The organism is Pseudomonas sp. MYb118 (assembly GCF_040947875.1).
Lineage (GTDB): Bacteria > Pseudomonadota > Gammaproteobacteria > Pseudomonadales > Pseudomonadaceae > Aquipseudomonas.
This window is the reverse complement of sequence record NZ_JBFRXN010000004.1, coordinates 265,418-285,310: the sequence shown is the minus strand read 5'-3', so window position 1 is coordinate 285,310 and position 19,893 is coordinate 265,418. Positions and strand designations below refer to the sequence as shown.

Sequence of the window (19,893 nt, the reverse complement as noted above, 5' to 3'; positions counted from 1 at the left end):
ACACTTTCATGACTGGCACACTTATCGCGAGCAGGCTCGCTCCCACAGTGAGGGGTGAGCATATTTGGTGCAGCGAATTATCCAGTGGCCAACCTGTGCAATAAACGGGATCATCCTGACAACACTTTTGCGCAATCCGCACAGCAGGATCCCCCATGCACGGCCTCAACGAACTCGGTTTCAAGGCGCTTCGGCTGTTCGTCGCGGTGCTCGACCACGGCAGTTTCTCCGAAGTCGCTCGCCGCGAAGGTCTGGCGCCGTCGTCGATTTCCCGGCAGATCCAGTTGATGGAACAGGCACTGAACCAGCAATTGCTCTACCGCCACACCCGCGCCGTCACGCCTACCGAGGCCGGGCGCCTGCTCGGGGACCATGCGCGGCGGGTGCTGGTGCAACTGGAGGAAGCCGAGCAGGCCTTGCAGGAGCAAGGCAGCGAACCCACGGGGCTGGTGCGCATCAATGCCCCGGTGGTGTTCGCGCAACGGCACCTGACACCCTGGCTCGGGCGCTTGTGCGAGCGCTATCCGAAGCTGCAACTGGACATCCAGCAGACCGACAGTTACGTCGACCCGTTGCAGGAAGGCGCCGACCTGTTGTTTCGCATCGGCCCGCTGCACGACTCGAGCATGCAGGCGCGCGTCCTTGCGCCCCAGCGCTTCCAGGTCGCCGCCAGCCCGGCCTACCTGGCCCGCCATGGCACACCGCAACAGCCGAAGGATCTCATGGCCCATCAATGCCTGGCCTACAAGGGCGTGGCCGGTTTGCAGCGCTGGTTTTTCCGCCAGGGCCGGCAGGACTGGACGCCCTACTCGGTGCGCGGACCGATCACCAGCAACCACGCCGACACCCTGACCCAGGCCGCCGAACAGGGCCTGGGGCTGGTGATGTTTCCGTCATGGCTGATTGGCGAGGCGGTGCGCAGCGGCACGCTGGTGCCGGTGCTGACCAACTACCAGGTGTCCAACAGCCTCGAGCCGCAGCAGATTGCCGTGCTCTGGCCGGGAAGCCGGCGGTTGTCGGTGAAGGTGCGCACGGTGATCGACTTTTTTGTCGAGTGCTTTGGTGAGGTGCCGTATTGGGACAGGCCTTAGCCGAAACCAACTGCCCCCCCCCCTGTGGGAGCGAGCCTGCTCGCGATGAGGGAGTGTCAGTCAGCGACGATGTGACAGACATACCGCAATCGCGAGCAGGCTCGCTCCCACAGTGTGGGTATCTCTACCCGGTGATTGCAGCCAATCAGATCCTGAACTGCCCCACCAAACTACCCAAGCGCTGCCCAAGGTCCGCCAGGCTGCGGGAGGTCTGGGCGCCGAGTTGGGTTTCGCCGGCCACGTTGTCCACCGCTTCGGCAATCTGATGCACGCTGCGGTTGATCTCTTCGGCCACGGCGGTCTGTTCTTCGGCGGCGCTGGCGATCTGCGCGTTCATCGAGTTGATGGTGGCGATCAGTTGCGCCATGGTGTCCAGCGACGCGCCGGCCTCGTTGGCTTGCGCGGAGGTGCCGTCACCGGCCTCGCTGGAGCGACGCATCGCCTCCACCGCCGACTGGGTGCCCGCCTGCAAGCGGTCGATCATGCCCTGGATTTCCTGGGTGCTGATCTGCGTACGGCTGGCCAGTGCGCGCACTTCATCGGCCACCACCGCAAAGCCACGCCCGGCTTCCCCGGCACGGGCCGCTTCGATGGCGGCATTGAGCGCCAGCAAGTTGGTCTGCTCGGCGATCGAGCGGATCACCCCGAGCACGCTGACGATCGAAGCCACGTCTTTCTGCAGGCTGTCCAGGGACACGCCGCTGTTGCGGATGTCGTCGACCAGCGCATGGATCTTCTCGATGCTGCCGGCCACCACGCGCTTGGCGGTCTGGCCTTCCTCGTCGGTCTGCTGGGCCGCGACCGCAGCGTTCTGTGCACTCTTGGCCACTTCCTGGGCAGCGGCCGACATCTCGTTGATCGCCGTGGCGACCTGATCGGTCTCGTGGCGCTGACGCTCCATGGCCTGGTCCGAACGGTGGGCCTGGTCGGACACCTGATGCACCAGCCCGGTCAGTTGCGAGGTCATTTCGGTGATCTGGCGCACCAAACCGTGGATCTTGTCGACGAAGCGGTTGAACGAACCGGCCAGTTCGCCCAGTTCATCCTGGCTGGTGATGGTCAGGCGCCGGGTCAGGTCGCCCTCGCCCGCGGCGATGTCATCGAGGTTGTCTTTCATCAGGTGCAGCGGACGCAAAATGGTGTTGGCCAGCAGCATCCCAGCGGCGGCGATCACCAGCAGCACCACGGCGGCGATGCCGACGATGCTCAGCAATACGCCTTCCATGCGCTCCTTGACCTTGCCCTCGACCACGGCCACCTGGGCCTCGATGCCATCGAGGTTGACCGAGGTGCCCACCGCCATGTCCCACTTGGCCAGGTATTCGGTGTAGCCGAGTTTCGGCACCAGCACCTGGGTGTTGCTCGGCAGCGGCGAGCTGTATTGCAGGTAGTGGGTGCCGTCCTTGGCGACCTGCACCAGGTCGCGGTTGACGTAGACACCGTTGGGGTCGCGGTTGTCCTTGAAGCTCTTGCCCACGCCTTCGGGGCTGTTGGCCTTGAACAGGCGCACGGTGTTGGAATCGTAGCCGAAGAAGTAGCCTTCCTTGTCGTAGCTGATGTTCGACAACAGCTTGATCACCTGCGCCCGCGCCGCCTCGTCGCCGGGGGCGGCAGCGTCGTAGAGCGGCTTGATCGCGGTCATCGCCACGGCGACGTAGCTTTTGAGGGTGTCCTTGGCGTTGCTGAGCAGGCGCTCGCGGGTCTGTTCGACTTCCTTGCGCGCCTGTTCCTGCAACACGAAATACGTGGTGAAGCTGATGACCAGTGCGAACACCAGCACCGGGAGAACGGCGAGAGACAGGACTTTAGCCTTCAGGCTCATGCGCATGACGGTTCACTCTTTTGATTTTATTAACGTGGTCAAAGGCTATAACGGCACGTCAAGTCAAAAGTTGAGACAGGTCATTACAACAGGGCATGAGGGAGGGACCTCCGCCCTTCCCCTGTGGGAGCGAGCCTGCTCGCGATGCGGTGTGTCTGATTCACCGCATCGCGAGCAGGCTCGCTCCCACAGGATCAGGCAGGGATCATAATCGGCGGGGAATTCAGAGCACCATCGCCGCCACCCAGCCAAACGCCAGCAGCGGCAGGTTGTAATGCAGGAACGTCGGCACCACGGTGTCCCAGATGTGGTGGTGCTGGCCGTCGATGTTCAGGCCGGAGGTCGGACCGAGGGTCGAGTCCGAGGCGGGGGAGCCGGCGTCGCCCAGGGCACCGGCGGTGCCGACGATGCAGACGATGGCGATCGGGCTGAAGCCCAGTTGCACGCACAGCGGCACGAAGATCGCGGCGAGGATCGGCACCGTGGAGAACGACGAACCGATGCCCATGGTCACCAGCAGCCCCACCAACAACATCAACAACGCGCCGATGCCCTGGCTGTGGCCGATCCACGCGGCCGACGCCTCGACCAGCGTCTGCACCTGGCCGGTGGCCTTCATCACCTCGGCGAACCCCGAGGCGGCGATCATGATGAAGCCGATCATGGCCATCATCTTCATACCTTCGGTGAACAGGTCGTCGGTATCGCGCCACTTGACGATGCCCGACACCGAGAAGATCAGAAAGCCCACCAGCGCACCGATGATCATCGAGTCCAGCAACAGCTGAATGATGAACGCCGCCGCGATGGCCACGCCGGCCACCATCAGGCTCAGCGGGTTGTACGTCACCGCGACCTGCTCGACCTGCTCGATTTTCGCCAGGTCGTAGACCCGTTTCTTGCGATAGCTGATGAAGGCCACGGCCAGCCCCACCAGCATGCCCAGCGCCGGGATGCCCATGGCGTGGGTGACGTTGATGCCGCTGATATCGACGCCGCTGCGGGCGACGTTGGCCAGCAGGATCTCGTTGAGGAAGATGTTGCCGAACCCCACCGGCAGGAACATGTACGGGGTGATCAGGCCGAAGGTCATGACGCAGGCGATCAGGCGACGGTCCAGTTGCAGCTTGGTCAGCACATAGAGCAGTGGCGGCACCAGCAACGGAATAAAGGCGATATGTATCGGCAGAATGTTCTGTGAAGCGATGGCCACCACCCACAGCAGCCCGATCAGCAACCACTTGACCTGGCGACCACCCGTGGCGTGCTGGCGGTCGACCATGGCCAGGGCCTTGTCCGCCAGCGCGTGGGCCAAGCCGGACTTGGCGATCGCCACCGCGAAAGCGCCGAGCAAGGCGTAGGACAACGCCACCGTCGCCCCGCCACCCAGGCCGCTGTTGAATGCCTTGAGGGTGGCGTCGATGCCCAGGCCACCGCTCAGGCCACCCACCAGCGCACCGACAATCAGTGCGATCACAACGTGCACGCGGGACAGGCTGAGTATCAGCATGACGCCGACCGCGGCAATTACAGCATTAATCATCGTTACTCCAGACAAGCGCAAACACTCCGGCCGGCAGTCTGCACAGGGCCGCCAGCGGAGTCGGGAATGGGTTTTATTAGAGGGCGCGCACTGTGCCGCAGCACCGCCACCTTGTCAAAGTCAACGCGACCGCCTGAGGGCAACAGCCCTGGATAAATTGTTTCGCGGTATTGACGCACGACATAAAGAAAGCGGATTCGCGGCCGTTAAACTGCAAAGTCGCAGATTTTTATCGAGTAAGGATACCTCCATGTCACTCCGACAACTGTCCATTCAATGGAAGATCACCCTCCTCGCCGGCCTCTGCCTGGCAGGTATCGTGACCTTGCTGGTCGGCCTTTCGCTGTATCGCATGGAGCACAGCTCCGAGCTGGTGAAAGTTTCAAGCATGGAAATGCTCAACGAGGCCGCCCAGGCCCGTATCGAATCCCGGGGCGAAATCCAGGCGCTGGAAATTCGCCGGCAGTTCATGGACGCCTATCAATATGGCCACGGATTCTCCCGTCAGGTGCTGTTCCTGCGTGATCAGGCGGAGAAACGCTTTCTCGATGCCTTCGACCTGCGCGAAGACCTGACCCGCCAGGTCAAGTCGGCGTTGCAGGCCAATCCGGAGTTGCTGGGGCTGTCCCTGGTGTTTGAGCCCAACGCGCTGGATGGCAAGGACGAACTGTTCGCCGAGCAGGCGGAACTGGGCAGCAACGACAAGGGCCGATTCGCGCTGTACTGGTCGCAACCGGCCCCCGGCAAGCTGACCTCGATGGCGCTGCCGGAAAGCGACATCGCCGACACCCGCACCGGCCCCAGCGGCGAGCCCGCCAACGCCTGGTTCACTTGCCCGCGCACCTCGCTCAAGCCCTGCGTGATCGAACCCTACTTTTATGAGATCGACGGCCAGAAGGTGCTGATGACCAGCATCGTCTTCCCGCTGATGCTCAACGGCAAAGTCATCGCTTCGCTGTCCGTGGACCTCAACCTCAACAGCCTGCAAGCGGTCAGCCAGGACGCGAGCAAAAAACTCTATGACGGCCAGACCAGCGTCAGCATCATCAGCCCGGCCGGTCTGCTCGCCGGCTACAGCCCCGACGCCAGCAAGCTCAGCCAGCGCCTGGAAGCCGTGGACAAGAGCAACGGCGCCGAACTGACCCGCCGGCTGGCCGCCAACGGCAAGACCCAAAGCCTGCACAGCGAAAACCAGTTGAAGGTGTTGTCGCCCTTCCTGCCGATTCCCGATGGCAAGCCGTGGGGCGTGTTGCTCGATGTGCCGGAAAAGGTGCTGGTCGGCCCCGCCGAAGCGCTGAAAAAACGCCTGGATGACAACAACACCACCGGCAGCCTGATTGAACTCGGCCTGGGTATTCTCGCGGCATTGATCGGCCTGTTGCTGGTGTGGCTGATGGCGCGCAGCGTGACCCGGCCGATCCTTGGCGTGGCGCACATGCTCGAAGACATCGCCAGCGGCGAAGGCGACCTGACCCGCCGGCTGGCCTACGACAAGCACGATGAACTGGGGCAACTGGCCGGTTGGTTCAACCGCTTCCTCGACAAGCTGCAACCGGTCATCGCCGAGGTCAAACGCTCGGTGCAGGACGCCCGCAGCACCGCCGACCAATCCTCGGCCATTGCCACGCAGACCAGCGCCGGCATGGAGCAGCAATACCGTCAGGTCGATCAGGTGGCGACCGCCTCCCACGAAATGAGCGCCACCGCCCAGGACGTCGCCCGCAGCGCGGCGCAAGCGGCGCAGGCGGCCAAGGACGCAGACCAGGCGACCCGTCGCGGCCTGACGGTGATCGACCAGACCACCAGCAGCATCGACCACCTGGCCGCCGACATGAGCGCCGCGATGGTCCAGGTCGAAGGCCTGGCCGCCAACAGCGAAAAGATCGGTTCGGTGCTGGAAGTGATCCGCGCCATCGCCGAGCAGACCAACCTGCTGGCCCTCAACGCCGCCATCGAAGCGGCCCGGGCCGGCGAGGCCGGGCGTGGTTTTGCCGTGGTCGCCGACGAAGTGCGCAACCTCGCCCAGCGCACCCAGGCCTCGGTGGAAGAAACCCGCCTGGTGATCGAGCAGTTGCAAGGCGGCACCCAGGAGGTGGTGGGCTCGATGAGCAACAGCCATCGCCAGGCCCAGGGCAGCGTCGAACAGGTCAGCCAGGCGGTCACCGCCTTGCGCCAGATCGGCGACGCAGTGACCGTGATCAGCGACATGAACCTGCAGATCGCCAGCGCGGCGGAACAGCAAAGCGCGGTGGCCGAAGAGATCAACAACAACGTGGCAACGATCCGCGACGTCACCGAATCGCTGTCGGGACAGGCCAATGAATCGGCCCGGGTGAGCCAGGCGCTCAACAGCCTGGCGAATCAGCAGCAGGGGTTGATGGATCAGTTCAGGGTTTGAAACAGCCCCCCAACATGGCGGTGTGTCTGTCACATCAATGCTGACTGATACGGCCTCATCGCGAGCAGGCTCGCTCCCACAGGGGGCGGCGGTGATCACGATTTTTTGAACACCTCCAAACACTGTGGGAGCGGGCTTGCTCGCGATGGCGGTATGTCTGCCATATCAATGCTGAAGGTACAGGCCCAATCGCGAGCAAGCTCGCTCCTACAGGGGGCGGCGGTGATCATGATTTTTGTGAACGACACCAAACACTGTGGGAGCGAGCCTGCTCGCGATGGCGGCATGTCTGTCACATCAATGCTGACTGACAGGGCCTCATCGCGGGCAAGCCCGCTCCCACAGGGGCGGCGGTGATCACGATTTTTTGAACAACACCAAACACTGTGGGAGCGGGCTTGCTCGCGATGGCGGCATGCCTGTCACATCAATGCTGAAGGTACAGGCCCAATCGCGAGCAAGCTCGCTCCTACAGGGGGCGGCGGTGATCATGATTTTTTGAACGACTCCAAACACTGTGGGAGCGAGCCTGCTCGCGATGGCGACATGCCTGTCACATCAATGCTGAAGGTACAGGCCCAATCGCGAGCAAGCTCGCTCCTACAGGGGTGGCGGTGATCACGATTTTTTGAACAACACCAAACACTGTGGGAGCGAGCCTGCTCGCGATAGCGGCATGTCTGTCACATCAATGCTGACTGACACGGCCTCATCGCGAGCAAGCCCGCTCCCACAGGTTGACCGGTCAAACAATGGTCAGCGCTTGGGGAGGTCTATCACCACCTTCAACCCACCCCACTCACTCGCCTCGAGCCGCAACACCCCGCCCCACGTCTCGACGATGTCACGTACGATCCCCAACCCCAGGCCATGCCCATCGGTCTGTTCGTCCAGTCGCGTGCCCCGGCTGAACACCTGATCACGCTGCTCTTCTGGAATCCCCGGACCATCGTCCTCCACGCTCAGGGCAAATCCATCGGCCGTCTCGACCACACTCAAGCGCACTTCGGCGTCGGCCCATTTGCAGGCGTTGTCCAGCAGGTTGCCGAGCAGTTCCAGCAGGTCTTCGCGATCCCACGGCAATTGCAGGCCGGCAGGCGCGCGATAGCTCAGGGCCAGGTGCTCGCCGTGGATCATGTTCAACGTGGCGAGCAACCCCGGCAGTTCCGCATCGCAATCGAACAACGCCCCCGGCAGCGCATCGCCGGCCAACCGCGCGCGGTTGAGTTCACGGCTGAGCCGCTGCTGCACCTGTTCCAGTTGCTCGGTCAGCAGTTTGCGCAGTTCGGGGTGGCCGTCGAGTTTTTCGCTGGAGGCCACGCTGAGCAGCACCGCCAGCGGGGTTTTCAGCGCGTGGCCAAGGTTGCCCAAGGCATTGCGCGAGCGCTTGAGGCTGTCTTCGGTATGGGCCAGCAGATGGTTGATCTGCGCCACCAGCGGCTCGAGTTCCACCGGCACCTGGTCATCCAGTTGCGAGCGCTGGCCCTGCTGCAACTGGGCGATCTGCTCACGGGCCCGCTCCAGCGGGCGCAGCGCCCGGCGTACGGTGACGCGCTGCAGGATCAGAATCAGCAGCAGACCGACCAATCCCAGCAACAGCCCCACTTGCTGCACGCGCTTGAAACTGTCGCGCACCGGGGTGTAATCCTGGGCAACGCTGATGGAAATCGCCTGGCCCAGGCGCCGGTAGTCCGAGCGCAGCACCAGCAGTTGCTGGCCTTCGGGCCCCAGTTGCAGGTTGCTGTGCAGGCCGGGGTTTTCCAAGCGCGGCAACTCCTGGTCCCACAGCGAGCGGGAACGCCAGTGGCTATCGGCGAAGTCGATACGGAAGTAATGCCCGGAAAACGGTCGTTGATAAGCCGGTGACAACCGTCGCTCATCCAGCTGCAAACCCTGCGGCCCGCGCACCAGCGCCACCAGCAGGTCTTCGCTGTCGTTACGCAGCCCGGCTTCGAGGTAACGCTGCAAGCCCACTTCGAACAACCACAGGCTGGTTTGCGCCAGCACCAGGCCAACGATCAGCATCACGCTGACCAGCCCCAGGCTCAAACGGCGCTGGATCGACCTCACTGCGCCTGGCCGCCGAACAGATAGCCCTGGCCACGCCGGGTTTCGATCACGCTGCGCCCCAGTTTGCGCCGCAGGTGGTTGACGTGGACTTCCAGCACGTTGGAGTCACGCTCGGTTTCACCGTCGTAGAGGTGCTCGGCCAGGTGGCTCTTGGACAGGATCTGTTCGGGGTGCAGCATGAAGTAACGCAGCAGGCGAAACTCCGCGGCGGTGAGCTGGATGTCGGCGCCATCGCGGGTCACGCACTGGCGGCCTTCGTCCAGGTGCAGGCCGGCCGACTGCAACGTCGGCTGGTTGACCTGGCCATGGGAGCGGCGCAACAGCGCCTGGATGCGCAAATGCAGCTCTTCGGGATGAAAGGGTTTGCTCAGGTAATCGTCGGCGCCGGCCTTGAGGCCTTCGATCCGCTCGGCCCAGGAGCCCCGGGCCGTGAGGATCAAAACAGGCGTGGCCAGCCCGCCGGCACGCCATTGCGCCAGCACCTCCAGCCCCGGCACGCCGGGCAGGCCGAGGTCGAGAATGATCAGGTCATAGGGCTCGGTGCTGCCCTGGTACACCGCATCGCGACCGTCGGCCAGCCAGTCCACGGCATACCCCTGGCGGTTGAGGCCGGCGAGCAATTCGTCGGCCAGGGGTACGTGATCTTCCACCAGAAGCAAGCGCATCGGTCAATCTTCCTCGTCTTTGAGCAACTGGCCCGTGCTGGCGTTGACGTCCAGCTCACGGACCACACCTTCAGTGGTCAACAGCTCGACTTCATAAATGTAGACGTCGTGTTTCTCTTCCAGCTCGGCCTCCAGCAGTTTCGCGCCGGGGTAGCGATCCATCGCCTGCTGCAACAATTGTTCGAGCGGCAGGATCACCCCCTGTTGGCGCAGGCGCAGGGCCTCGTCCTGATCGAGATCGCGGGCCAGCACCACCGAACAGAACGTCAGCAGCACCAGCGCCATGCGTGAAACCGAACACACCTTCATTACGTATCCTGATGATCCTTGAGCACCTGGCCGCTCACCGCGTCTAATTCCAGGTCCCATTCAATGCCTTGCGGGTCGCGCAGCTCCACCTGATAGATGTACTTGCCGTACTCCTCTTCCAGCTCGGTTTCGGTGATGGTCGAGCCGGGGTGTTTGGCCAGTGCGGTGGCGTTGAGCTTCTCGAAAGACACGATAGTACCAGCGTCGCGCAGCCGCAGGGCTTCGTCGGGGCCAAGGTCGCGGGCGTGGGCGATGCTTGCGCTCAGGCTGATGAGGGTGGCGGTGAACAGGGCAGTCAGGGTTTTCATGGGTGTCTCCGTCTTCTTTTGGGTGTTGCGTACCCGGCTACCTTACTGGGGTGAACTTAATTGAAACTGAATTGCCATCATTGCTGCGCCTTGCATGTGGAAGAAACCCTGTGGGAGCGAGCCTGCTCGCGATGACGGTGTGTCAGTCCCATCAACGTTGCCTGATACTCAGCCATCGCGAGCAGGCTCGCTCCCACAGGGGTGTCTGCGCAGGTGCCCCCCACAGAACCCCATCAGGCCTATAATCCTCCGCCAGCCCAACCCCGAGCCGCCCATGACCGCCATCCACATCAAGTTCCCCTCCCTCACCCTCAAGGCCGGCCCCCGGGCCCTGGCGCGCATCCGTGAAAACGGCTTGCACGCGGCCGACGTCGGCACCTTGCCGGGGGCTGCCGGGGGGCCGAAGGCGCTGGGGATCCAGGGTCTGGACCTGGCGCTGTTCGGTGAATGGCTGCCCGCCGCGCCTCGCGAGCGTTCGCTGATCGGCGCCTCGGTAGGCTCCTGGCGCTTCGCCAGCGCCTGCCTGCCGGATGCCGCCGAAGGCATCCGCCGCCTCGGTCAGCTGTACACCGCGCAGAACTTCGACAAGGGCGTGACCATGGCGCAGATCAGCCAGAGCTCGCGGCAGATGCTCGACGACCTGCTCGACGGTCGCGACGCGACGATCCTCGACAACGCCCATTACCGCTTGAACATCATGGTCGTCAAAAGCCACGGCCTGCTCGCCGACGACCATCGCGGGCGGCTGGGCCTGGGCCTGTCTTCGGTGATCGCCGACAACCTGCGCGGCCGCGCACGGCTGGCGCGGCACTTCGAACGGCTGATCATTCACGACCCGCGTCTGGCCCCGCCGGTGGGCGCGCTCACCGACTTCCCCTCGCGCTTCGTCGCGCTCAACGCCGAAAACCTGCGCCAGGCCCTGCTGGCCTCAGGCTCCATCCCCATGGTGATGCAGGGCGTGCGCGACCTGCCGGGCGCCGGCGCCGGGACCTTTCGCGATGGCGGCCTGCTGGACTACCACCTCGACCTGCCCTACAGCGGCGACGACATCGTGCTCTACCCGCATTTCACCGACCGGATCATCCCCGGCTGGTTCGACAAGACCCTGCCCTGGCGCCGCGCCTGCCCGGCCCGCCTGCAAAACGCCCTGCTGCTGGCACCGTCGAGGGAATACCTGGCCCGCCTGCCCTACGGCAAACTGCCGGACCGCAACGACTTCAAACGCTTCATGGGCGACGCCTCCAGCCGGCAGAAATACTGGCGCACGGCGATGGACGAAAGCCGGCGCATGGGCGACGAATTCCTCGAACTGGCGGCCAATGGTCGATTGGGCGAACGCTTGCTGACCCTTTAGTCAGGACAAGCTGGTAAACTCGCCGCCTGCCCACATCGCCGCGGCGATCGACACCTGACAGAGCTGAAAACACTGTGGAAATCTTCAAGGAATTTACGTTCGAATCCGCCCACCGCCTGCCCCACGTCCCGGAAGGCCACAAGTGCGGCCGCCTGCACGGCCACTCGTTCAAGGTGGCGATCCACCTGAGCGGCGACCTCGACCCGCACACCGGCTGGATTCGCGACTTCTCCGAGATCAAGGCGATCTTCAAGCCACTGTACGAGCGCCTGGACCACAACTATTTGAACGACATTCCCGGGTTGGAGAACCCGACCAGTGAGGTGTTGGCCAAGTGGATCTGGGGCGAGTTGAAGCCGTTGTTGCCGGAGTTGAGTGCGATTCGGATTCATGAGACCTGCACCAGCGGTTGTATCTATCGCGGGGAGTGATTCCAGACAGCTGGCGCCACCAGACCGGCAAGTCAAGGGTGAACGCGTCCCCTTGACTGTTTACTCAATCAGCTCTCATCGGACGACAGGAGTGACTGTTGAGATGGCCTTGCTGCGTGTAACTCCTCTTACAAATATTGCAGACATACGGTTTGAGATTTGCGTGGCGTCTGAGATGGATCGTCAGGCCTTGACGCTGCTGGTAAGCGGCACTGCACAACGGGCACTTGTGCGGCTTCTCCCCCGAATGGCCCAGGATGTGGGTCTGCAGTTGGGAGTGTTGCTTGAATCCGCTACCGCAACGTTGGCAAACAAATGGCCTCTCGCCCGTATGTATACGAACATGGTCCTCAAAATGCCTTTTGTGTTTGAAACCTTTTTGACAGTAAGAGCAGACATGGCGGGCCTGCGGCGGGGTTGAAGAACTCGCGCCACTTTGCGAACTTGTACCCTGAACATCAAAATCGCTCGCGCTAACATCAAGTAAAGGCAAATCGCCTTGCACGCTCAATACCAATGGCACAAGTACACTGTCCGATACTGACGGCAGCGCACGCGCACCAAGCCCTGGATTTCTTCTGACGTTCGTTCGTGTTCTTGCTTTTGTGCGCCGACCGTCACCGGCACGTCGTCCTGTACTTGTGGTGGGCATCATTGAAGAGTCAGCAAGCACGGTGGGGTTTGCCATGCTGCTGGATGCGACCGCTTGTACCCTACCGCCCACGCTGCTCTGTGTGTTCGAATCCGCGCGCGGTGACGGACCAGGGGTGTTTAATTCGGCCGCTCGCGTATCGTCTGGTGGCGCATTATCCGGGCCAGGTAGATGAAGTAATTCATCCGGCAAATCCCAATCGGAATTCGAATTCTCGTTTCCATCTTCTTCCCGATCACTGTCACGTCCATCCGGATCCCATCTGGTCATGGGTGAGTTTCTGACAAAACAGTAAAAATTCAACCCGTCCACTGCTCCAGCAGGATCCGGGTTGATCCAGCGATTCAACCACGGCGCGTAGTAGCGGAACCCGTAGTAATACAACCCCGTCGCATCGCGCTCCTTGCCTGAGTAACGAATGGTTTTGTAGGCACCAGTCTGGCCGCGATGGTCTTCCGACGCCGTGCCACCAAACGGGTAATAGTCTTCACGACTTTGCACGTTGCCCTGTTCGTCCAACTCCAAAGTGCCTGAGCCCAAGTGGTCGGTCAGCTGATAACGCAGGGGATGGTCCGGTGCATCGGGCCCGAAAAACCAGGTTATCCGGTTTCGCCCGGCCTCAAGGTCAAGCACCTGATAGCGCTCGCCAGTCGGACGGCGGTGCAGTTCCAAGCCCGGCAGGTAACGAACCTCGGCAATCACGGTGGTCGCGTTGGTCAGCGTGGTGCGAACCTTGCGCAGGCGTTTACCGCCGCCACCATAGATGTAGCGTTCGGTGTCGTCGTCCTCTTCTTGTCTCACCACCGGCGACACGCTGGCCAACTGGTTGCGCAGATCCCAGGTCATAACCTGACCGCGCTGGAGGAATTTCAAGTTGCCGTTGGCATCGAAGTGGCTGGGAAAATCCACCGGTTGGTCGTCGTCGATCAGGCTGCGATTGCTGTCCGGGGCGACTATCCAGAGGCGGGTGAAGGATTGAGCGCCCACGTGCCGCAGCTCGGTCATGTTGCTGCCTGCGTCGTAGGCATATTCTTCGCTGTAGTTGAGCACAGCGCCGGGGCTGGCGGTTTCCCAGCCGGTGGCGCTGATGAGCTGTCCTAACGTGTCGTAGGTGTAAACGCGTTGCGGGTCGATGCGCTGATTTTTGAAGTAACGAATAGGCAAGGCGTGATCGTCGATTTGCACGACGCTGCCAACGGGATCGACCGTGTAACGCAAGTCCTGCAACGGTTCGGCGTTGGGCATCCAGGTAGACAGACGCTCGAGCCGGCCGTCGCTGAGCGCGTATTCGGCGACAGTGACCACACCGTTACCGGCGGTCTCCCGTTCGACTTTTCCCGCCGGGTTGTAACGAATGTCCTGCACCAGACATTGGCCCGGCGCCGGGGAGTTAGCAGGTTGCAACCAGCCTTGGCTGAGTTGCCCAGCTACCGAGTAACTGAAATAACGACGATGACCATGAGCATCGGTCAGGCTCAACAAATCACCCAGTGGTGAGTAAGCCCAGCGACTGGCCAAACCTGGCTCGCTTTCCAGCAAGCGATCACGCTCGGCAATATCCAGCGGCCAGTCAGGTGAACCGAGGCCTTGCAGAAAATGACTGACCTCACACTGCGACAGCCCCAACAGATCGTACTCGGTCATGTGCCGGGTCCCTGCCGGGTCATCGTGGCGCATTACCCGCCCGCATTGATTGGCCGCGCTGGCATCAACGCCGCCATACTCGAAGCGTTCCACCACCCGCGCCTGCTCGATCACCGCCACCGTGCGCAACGAGGTGTCGTACTCAATATCGCCCTGGCTACCGCGACCGTCCCAGCCCGCCAGCACCTGCTCGGCTTCGCCGAACAGCGATACCCGCCAACCGGCATCGACGCTGTCGCTGGCCAACACCTTGCCGGACAAACTCGAACACTGCCCCAACGCCGGAGCAGCCAAGCGCGCATCCCATTGCTCCGCCAGGCGCCCCACCCCATCGAACACCTGGCGCGTCAGTCGCGTCGTCGATACCTGACCAGTTTCCTGTCTCCAGTACGCCACACTGCACACAAGTATGCCGCGCGGATCAGCAACGGCCAGCGCAGGGGTAGCGTGATGCAAGCAGAGCATGTCCATGGCTAGTAAATCGCACTCGTCCACGAGTGCCTCTTATTGTTACAAATCATGAATTCACCTCTGTTCAGGAATAATAAAATGGTCATGGATACATGCTCATGATCCCAACTAATGCATTTTATTCAGATGTGTATTTTGATGACCACTCTGCCTCGATCGGTAGCCACATAAAAAACACTCATAAGGCTTCGAACCTGCATGCAACCTCAGGTGCTTGTCGTGCGCACTCAGACTCGCAAATGATTTATTACAGTAATGACACGAATAAGGTTTCTCACCAGTATGCACTCGCATATGCTTCCTCATGTTCCATCTGTACTTGAATGTGCGATTACATTCTTCACAAACGAAGAGCTCCCCATCCTTGTGGGTTTTATAATGATCGACAAGATCTTTTTTGACACCATAAGTATTAAAACATTGAGGACAGGAGTACCCCTTGGAAGTTGAAGCCGATGCACCCTCCGTATCTGGCTCATGAACATTTCTGACCGATCTCACATACTCAACAACACGGCCATCCGCGTGAACTTCAAATAGCGGAACACTCCCCGGCCCAATGACCCGAAATGGACTTGCCAGATTATTCGATACCAGCGACGGGGAGCTAGCACTTCCTCGTCCTCGTCCTCGTCCTCTCCCTCTTCTGGCAGTACTTGCGCTTACATTTACACCTGTACTTGTACTTTCACTTGTACTTGCACTTGTACTTGTGCTTGTACTTGTGCTTGTACTTGTGCTTGTGCTTGTACTTGCACTTGTATTTACACCCGCAGTGGGAATCGACGTAACTGATGATGACGCGAAACCTATTTCTTCTGTCAGAAGAGCACCAACTTCCTCTGGTCGGTCATATACCTCACCTGTTTGCCCACGCAAACTTGGGCACGGTGAGGAAAAGGTTGTGATTAAATTAGTTTCTCGCACAAAGCCTGATGGCAGATTGTCCGGGCCAGGTAGATCAAGTAATTCATTCGGCAATTCCCAATCGTCATCGTCACTATCAAGCCCATCCCGATCCATCCTGACCATGGGTGAGTTGCGTACAAAACAATAAAGATTCAACCCATCCACTGCTCCAGCAGGATCCGGGTTGACCCATCGACTCAACCACGGCGCGTAGTAGCGAAACCCGTAGTAATACAACCCCGTCGCATCGCGTTCCTTGCCTGAATATCGAATGGTTTTGTAACCACCCGTCTGATCGCTATGGTCTTCACACGCCGTACCGCCGAACGGGTAATAGTCTTCACGGCTTTGCACGTTTCCCTGTGCGTCCACTTCCACAGTGCCTGAGCTCAAGTGGTTGGTCAGGTGATAACGCAGGGGATGTTGCGGCGCCTCAGGCCCGAGAAACCAGGTTATCCGGTTTCGCCCGGCTTCAAGGTCGAGCACCTGATAGCGCTCGCCAGTCGGACGGCGGTGCAGCGTTACCCCGGGCAGGTAACGAACCTCGGCAATCACGGTGGTCGCATTGGTCAGCGCGGTACGGACCTTGCGCAGGCGTTTACCGCCGCCACCATAGATGTAGCGTTCGGTGTCGTCGTCCTCTTCCTCCCTCAGCACCGGCGACACGCTGGCCAGCTGATTGCGCAGATCCCAGGTCATGGCCTGACCGCGGTGCAGGTATTGCAGGTTGCCGTTGGCGTCGAAGTGGCTGGGAAAATCCACCGGCAGGTCGTCGTCGATCAAACTGCGATTGCTGTCGGGAGCCACGGCCCAGCGGCGGGTGAAGGCTTGCGCGCCGACGTGCCGCAGCTCGGTCATGTTGCTGCCTGCGTCGTAGGCATATTCTTCGCTGTAGTTGAGCACAGCGCCGGGGCTGGCGGTTTCCCAGCCGGTGGAGCTGATTAGCTGTCCTAACGTGTCGTAGGTGTAAACGCGTTGAGGGTCGATGCGCTGGTTCTTGAAATAACGGATCGGCAAGGCGTGATCGTCGATTTGCACGACGTTGCCAACGGGATCGACCGTGTAACGCAAGTCCTGCAACGGTTCGGCGTCGGGCAACCCGGCAGACAGACGCTCCAGCCGGCCGTCGGTGAGGGCGTACTCGGCGACAGTGACTACACCGTTACCGGCAGTCTCCCGCTCGACTTTTCCCGCCGGGTTATAGCGAATGTCCTGCACCAGACATTGGCCCGGTGCCGGGGTGTTAGCCGTTTGCAGCCAGCCCTGACCAAGTTGCCCGGCCACCGAGTAACTTAAAGAACGGCGATGGCCATGGGCATCGGTCAAGCTCAACAAATCCCCAAGCGCGGAATACGCCCAGCGACTGACCAGCCCCGGCTCGCTTTCCAGCAAGGCATCACGAGCAGCAACGTCCAGCGGCCAATCAGGTGAATCAAGCGCATTTAAAAAATGGCTGACCTCACACTGCGACAGCCCCAACAGATCGTACTCGGTCATGTGCCGGGTCCCGGCCGGGTCATCGTGACGCACCACCCGCCCGCATTGGTTGGCCGCGCTGGCACCAACGGCGCCATATTCGAAACGCTCCACCACCCGCTCTTGCTCGGTCACCGCTACCGTGCGTATCAAGGCGTCGTATTCAATATCGCCCTGGCTACCGCGACCGTCCCAGCCCGACAGCACCTGCTCGGCTTCGCCGAACAGCGATACCCGCCAGCCGGCGTCGACACTGTCACTGGCCAACACCTTGCCAGACAAGCTGGAGCACTGACCCAATGCAGGCATGGACAACCGCGCATCCCATTGCTCGGCCAGGCGCCCCACCCCATCGAACACCTGTCGCGTCGATTGTGCCCGTGCAGCCTGCCCAACCGCCTCCCGCCAATACGCCACGTCGCGCGCAGCCAGCCCCCGCGGGTCGATGACCGCCAGACTGGGGGTGTGCTGATGCAACTCGGCCGTATTCATTGGGTCTCAATACCACCCTGGGCCGAAGAGCGTCTACTGACACAAATGACAGGTGTGCCTATGCTCTTCGGCCTGCACCCCGCCAAAAGGACGTGATGATGAGTGACTGGCCACTGCCGCAAACCTATCGTTTCAACGGGCATAACGTTCGCTATGCGGTGCGGGGCGATGGCCCGCCGCTGGTGTTCGTGCATGGCACGCCGTTTTCGTCCTTTGTCTGGCACCGTATCGCGCCGCACTTCATCGCCACGCACCGGGTGTATTACTTCGACCTGCTGGGTTACGGGCAGTCCGAGAAGATCGACGGCGATGTCTCCCTGGGTGTGCAAAACCAGCTGCTGGCGCAGCTTCTGGAGCACTGGGGTCTGGAGTGCCCGGATGTGGTGGCCCACGATTTCGGCGGCGCCACGGTGCTGCGCACGCACCTGCTGAACGGCAAGGATTACCGCAGCCTGACGCTGATCGACCCGGTGGCCCTGACGCCCTGGGGCTCGCCGTTCGTGCGCCATGTGCGCCAGCACGAGGCGGCGTTCAGCGGGCTGCCGGACTACATTCAACGCGCCATCGTGCCGGCTTACATTCGCGGCGCGATCAAGCGTGAGATCAGCGACGTGGAGCTTGCCCACTACGTCCAGCCCTGGCTGGGCGAGCCCGGCCAGGCGGGTTTCTACCGGCAGATCGCGCAGATGGACGAGCGTTACACCCGTGAAGTCGAGCCCCTGTACCCGACCGTGCGCTGCCCGGTGCAGATTCTCTGGGGCGAGGACGACCAGTGGATTCCCATCGAGCGCGGGCGTGCCTTGCATCAGTTGATCCCCGGCTCGCAGTTTCATCCGGTGGCCAATGCCGGGCACCTGGTCCAGGAAGATGCCCCGGAAGCTATCGTCGCCGCCCTGCTGCGCTTCCTGCCGCTGGCCGGCAATGCCTCTACCGCGCTACCGTAGAGCAAACCCGCCCGACGAAAAAGGACACGCCCGATGCACATCATCAATGCCCGTCTGCGCAACCAGGAAGGCCTGCATGAGCTGCACCTGGAAAACGGTCTGATCAGCCACATCTCCCGCCAGACCGAGGCGCCGACCCTGGGGCCCGACGACCTGGACGCCGGGGGCAACCTGGTGGTACCGCCGTTCGTCGAGCCGCACATTCACCTCGACGCCACCCTCACCGCCGGCGAACCACGCTGGAACATGAGCGGCACGCTGTTCGAAGGCATCGAGTGCTGGGGTGAGCGCAAGGTGACGATCACTGCGGAAGACACCAAAACCCGCGCCAAGAAAACCATTCAGGCCCTGGCCGCCCATGGCATCCAGCATGTGCGCACCCACGTCGATGTCACCGACCCGCAGCTCACCGCGCTCAAGGCCATGCTCGAAGTGCGCGAGGAGAGCCGGCACCTGGTCGACATGCAGATTGTCGCGTTTCCCCAGGAAGGCATCGAGTCGTACCGCAACGGCCGCGACCTGATGGAGGAAGCCATTCACCTGGGCGCCGATGTGGTGGGCGGGATCCCGCATTTCGAGTACACCCGCGACCAGGGCGTCAGCTCGGTGAAGTTCCTGATGGACCTGGCCGAACGCACCGGTTGCCTGGTGGACGTGCATTGCGATGAAACCGACGACCCGCACTCGCGCTTCCTCGAAGTGCTGGCCGAAGAGGCGCGCAGCCGCGACATGGGCTCACGGGTCACGGCCAGCCACACCACGGCCATGGGCTCCTACGACAACGCCTACTGCGCCAAGCTGTTCCGCCTGCTCGGGCACTCGGGTATCAGCTTCGTCTCCTGCCCTACCGAGAGCATTCATCTGCAAGGGCGCTTCGACACCTTCCCGAAACGCCGCGGCGTGACGCGGGTCAACGAGTTGCTGGAAGCGGGGATGAACGTGTGCTTCGGCCAGGACTCGATCGTCGACCCGTGGTACCCGCTGGGCAACGGCAACATTTTGCGGGTGCTGGAAGCCGGCCTGCATATCTGCCACATGCTCGGTTACCGCAATCTGCAAAGTGCACTGGACCTGGTCACGGACAACAGCGCCAGGGCGCTGAACCTGGGCGAACGTTACGGGCTGGAGCCGGGGCGGCCGGCGAACCTGCTGATCCTGTCGGCGGACAGCGATTACGAGGTGATCCGCAGCCAGGGGCTGCCGCTGTATTCGGTGCGGGGGGGCAAGGTGTTGATGAAGCGGGAGATGGCGGTGGTGGAGTTTTTGCGGTGATCCGAGGTAGGCGTTGACTGGACTAGAAGCTCGCGAGCAGGC

General features: G+C 61.9%; 14 protein-coding genes. 6 read left to right on the top strand and 8 right to left on the bottom strand.

All coding sequences use genetic code 11. The features are described from left to right. The first annotated feature begins 155 nt into the window (after window positions 1-155). Window positions 156-1,091 carry a LysR family transcriptional regulator gene (locus ABVN20_RS27320; RefSeq protein WP_368558909.1) on the top strand — a complete coding sequence of 312 codons (936 nt, stop codon included), beginning with the start codon at window positions 156-158 and terminating at the stop codon, window positions 1,089-1,091. 145 nt (window positions 1,092-1,236) lie between these two features. On the opposite strand, the gene ABVN20_RS27315 is transcribed toward ABVN20_RS27320, so the two are convergent. Together ABVN20_RS27315 and ABVN20_RS27310 are read right to left on the bottom strand one after the other, a co-directional pair. After that, on the bottom strand, window positions 1,237-2,919 hold the full coding sequence (locus ABVN20_RS27315; protein WP_368558908.1) for a methyl-accepting chemotaxis protein: 1,683 nt from the start codon (window positions 2,917-2,919) through the stop codon (window positions 1,237-1,239). Between the two features lie 217 nt (window positions 2,920-3,136). Continuing rightward, complete coding sequence (locus ABVN20_RS27310) at window positions 3,137-4,453, bottom strand: Na+/H+ antiporter family protein (protein ID WP_368559410.1); 1,317 nt, start codon at window positions 4,451-4,453, stop codon at window positions 3,137-3,139. Window positions 4,454-4,706: 253 nt separating this feature from the next. Between ABVN20_RS27310 and ABVN20_RS27305 the strand changes: the two genes are divergently transcribed. Further along, the gene (locus tag ABVN20_RS27305; protein ID WP_368558907.1) at window positions 4,707-6,854 is read left to right on the top strand and encodes a methyl-accepting chemotaxis protein; all 2,148 of its coding nucleotides are present in this window, start codon (window positions 4,707-4,709) and stop codon (window positions 6,852-6,854) included. Window positions 6,855-7,610: 756 nt separating this feature from the next. Here ABVN20_RS27305 and ABVN20_RS27300 read toward each other — a convergent pair. The 4 genes from ABVN20_RS27300 to ABVN20_RS27285 are packed head-to-tail and all read right to left on the bottom strand — an operon-like array spanning window position 7,611 to window position 10,206. Beyond that, window positions 7,611-8,924 carry a sensor histidine kinase gene (locus tag ABVN20_RS27300; RefSeq protein WP_368558906.1) on the bottom strand — a complete coding sequence of 438 codons (1,314 nt, stop codon included), beginning with the start codon at window positions 8,922-8,924 and terminating at the stop codon, window positions 7,611-7,613. Next, window positions 8,921-9,589, bottom strand: coding sequence for a response regulator transcription factor (locus ABVN20_RS27295; protein WP_368558905.1), 669 nt, complete (start codon window positions 9,587-9,589; stop codon window positions 8,921-8,923). The genes ABVN20_RS27300 and ABVN20_RS27295 overlap by 4 nt, the downstream gene beginning before the upstream one ends. 3 nt (window positions 9,590-9,592) lie before the next feature. Next, complete coding sequence (locus ABVN20_RS27290; RefSeq protein WP_368558904.1) at window positions 9,593-9,898, bottom strand: PepSY domain-containing protein; 306 nt, start codon at window positions 9,896-9,898, stop codon at window positions 9,593-9,595. Further along, on the bottom strand, window positions 9,898-10,206 hold the full coding sequence (locus ABVN20_RS27285) for a PepSY domain-containing protein (RefSeq protein ID WP_368558903.1): 309 nt from the start codon (window positions 10,204-10,206) through the stop codon (window positions 9,898-9,900). The genes ABVN20_RS27290 and ABVN20_RS27285 overlap by 1 nt, the downstream gene beginning before the upstream one ends. 274 nt (window positions 10,207-10,480) lie before the next feature. On the opposite strand from ABVN20_RS27285, the gene ABVN20_RS27280 reads away from it, so the two are divergent. Next, complete coding sequence (locus tag ABVN20_RS27280) at window positions 10,481-11,560, top strand: patatin-like phospholipase family protein (protein ID WP_368558902.1); 1,080 nt, start codon at window positions 10,481-10,483, stop codon at window positions 11,558-11,560. 74 nt (window positions 11,561-11,634) lie between these two features. Beyond that, window positions 11,635-11,991: a 6-carboxytetrahydropterin synthase QueD gene (gene queD / locus ABVN20_RS27275; protein WP_017339724.1), complete on the top strand. Its 357-nt coding sequence runs from the start codon at window positions 11,635-11,637 to the stop codon at window positions 11,989-11,991. Window positions 11,992-12,055: 64 nt separating this feature from the next. On the opposite strand, the gene ABVN20_RS27270 is transcribed toward queD, so the two are convergent. After that, a complete protein-coding gene (locus ABVN20_RS27270) occupies window positions 12,056-14,782 on the bottom strand; it encodes an RHS repeat-associated core domain-containing protein (RefSeq protein ID WP_368558901.1) in 2,727 nt (908 codons plus the stop codon). An 84-nt stretch (window positions 14,783-14,866) separates the two neighbouring features. Continuing rightward, window positions 14,867-17,635, bottom strand: a complete 2,769-nt coding sequence (locus ABVN20_RS27265) for an RHS repeat-associated core domain-containing protein (RefSeq protein ID WP_368558900.1) — start codon at window positions 17,633-17,635, stop codon at window positions 14,867-14,869. 98 nt (window positions 17,636-17,733) lie between these two features. On the opposite strand from ABVN20_RS27265, the gene ABVN20_RS27260 reads away from it, so the two are divergent. Together ABVN20_RS27260 and codA are read left to right on the top strand one after the other, a co-directional pair. Then, window positions 17,734-18,579, top strand: coding sequence for an alpha/beta fold hydrolase (locus tag ABVN20_RS27260; RefSeq protein ID WP_368558899.1), 846 nt, complete (start codon window positions 17,734-17,736; stop codon window positions 18,577-18,579). A 33-nt stretch (window positions 18,580-18,612) separates the two neighbouring features. Next, the gene (gene codA, locus ABVN20_RS27255; protein ID WP_368558898.1) at window positions 18,613-19,851 is read left to right on the top strand and encodes a cytosine deaminase; all 1,239 of its coding nucleotides are present in this window, start codon (window positions 18,613-18,615) and stop codon (window positions 19,849-19,851) included. Window positions 19,852-19,893 lie beyond the last annotated feature (42 nt).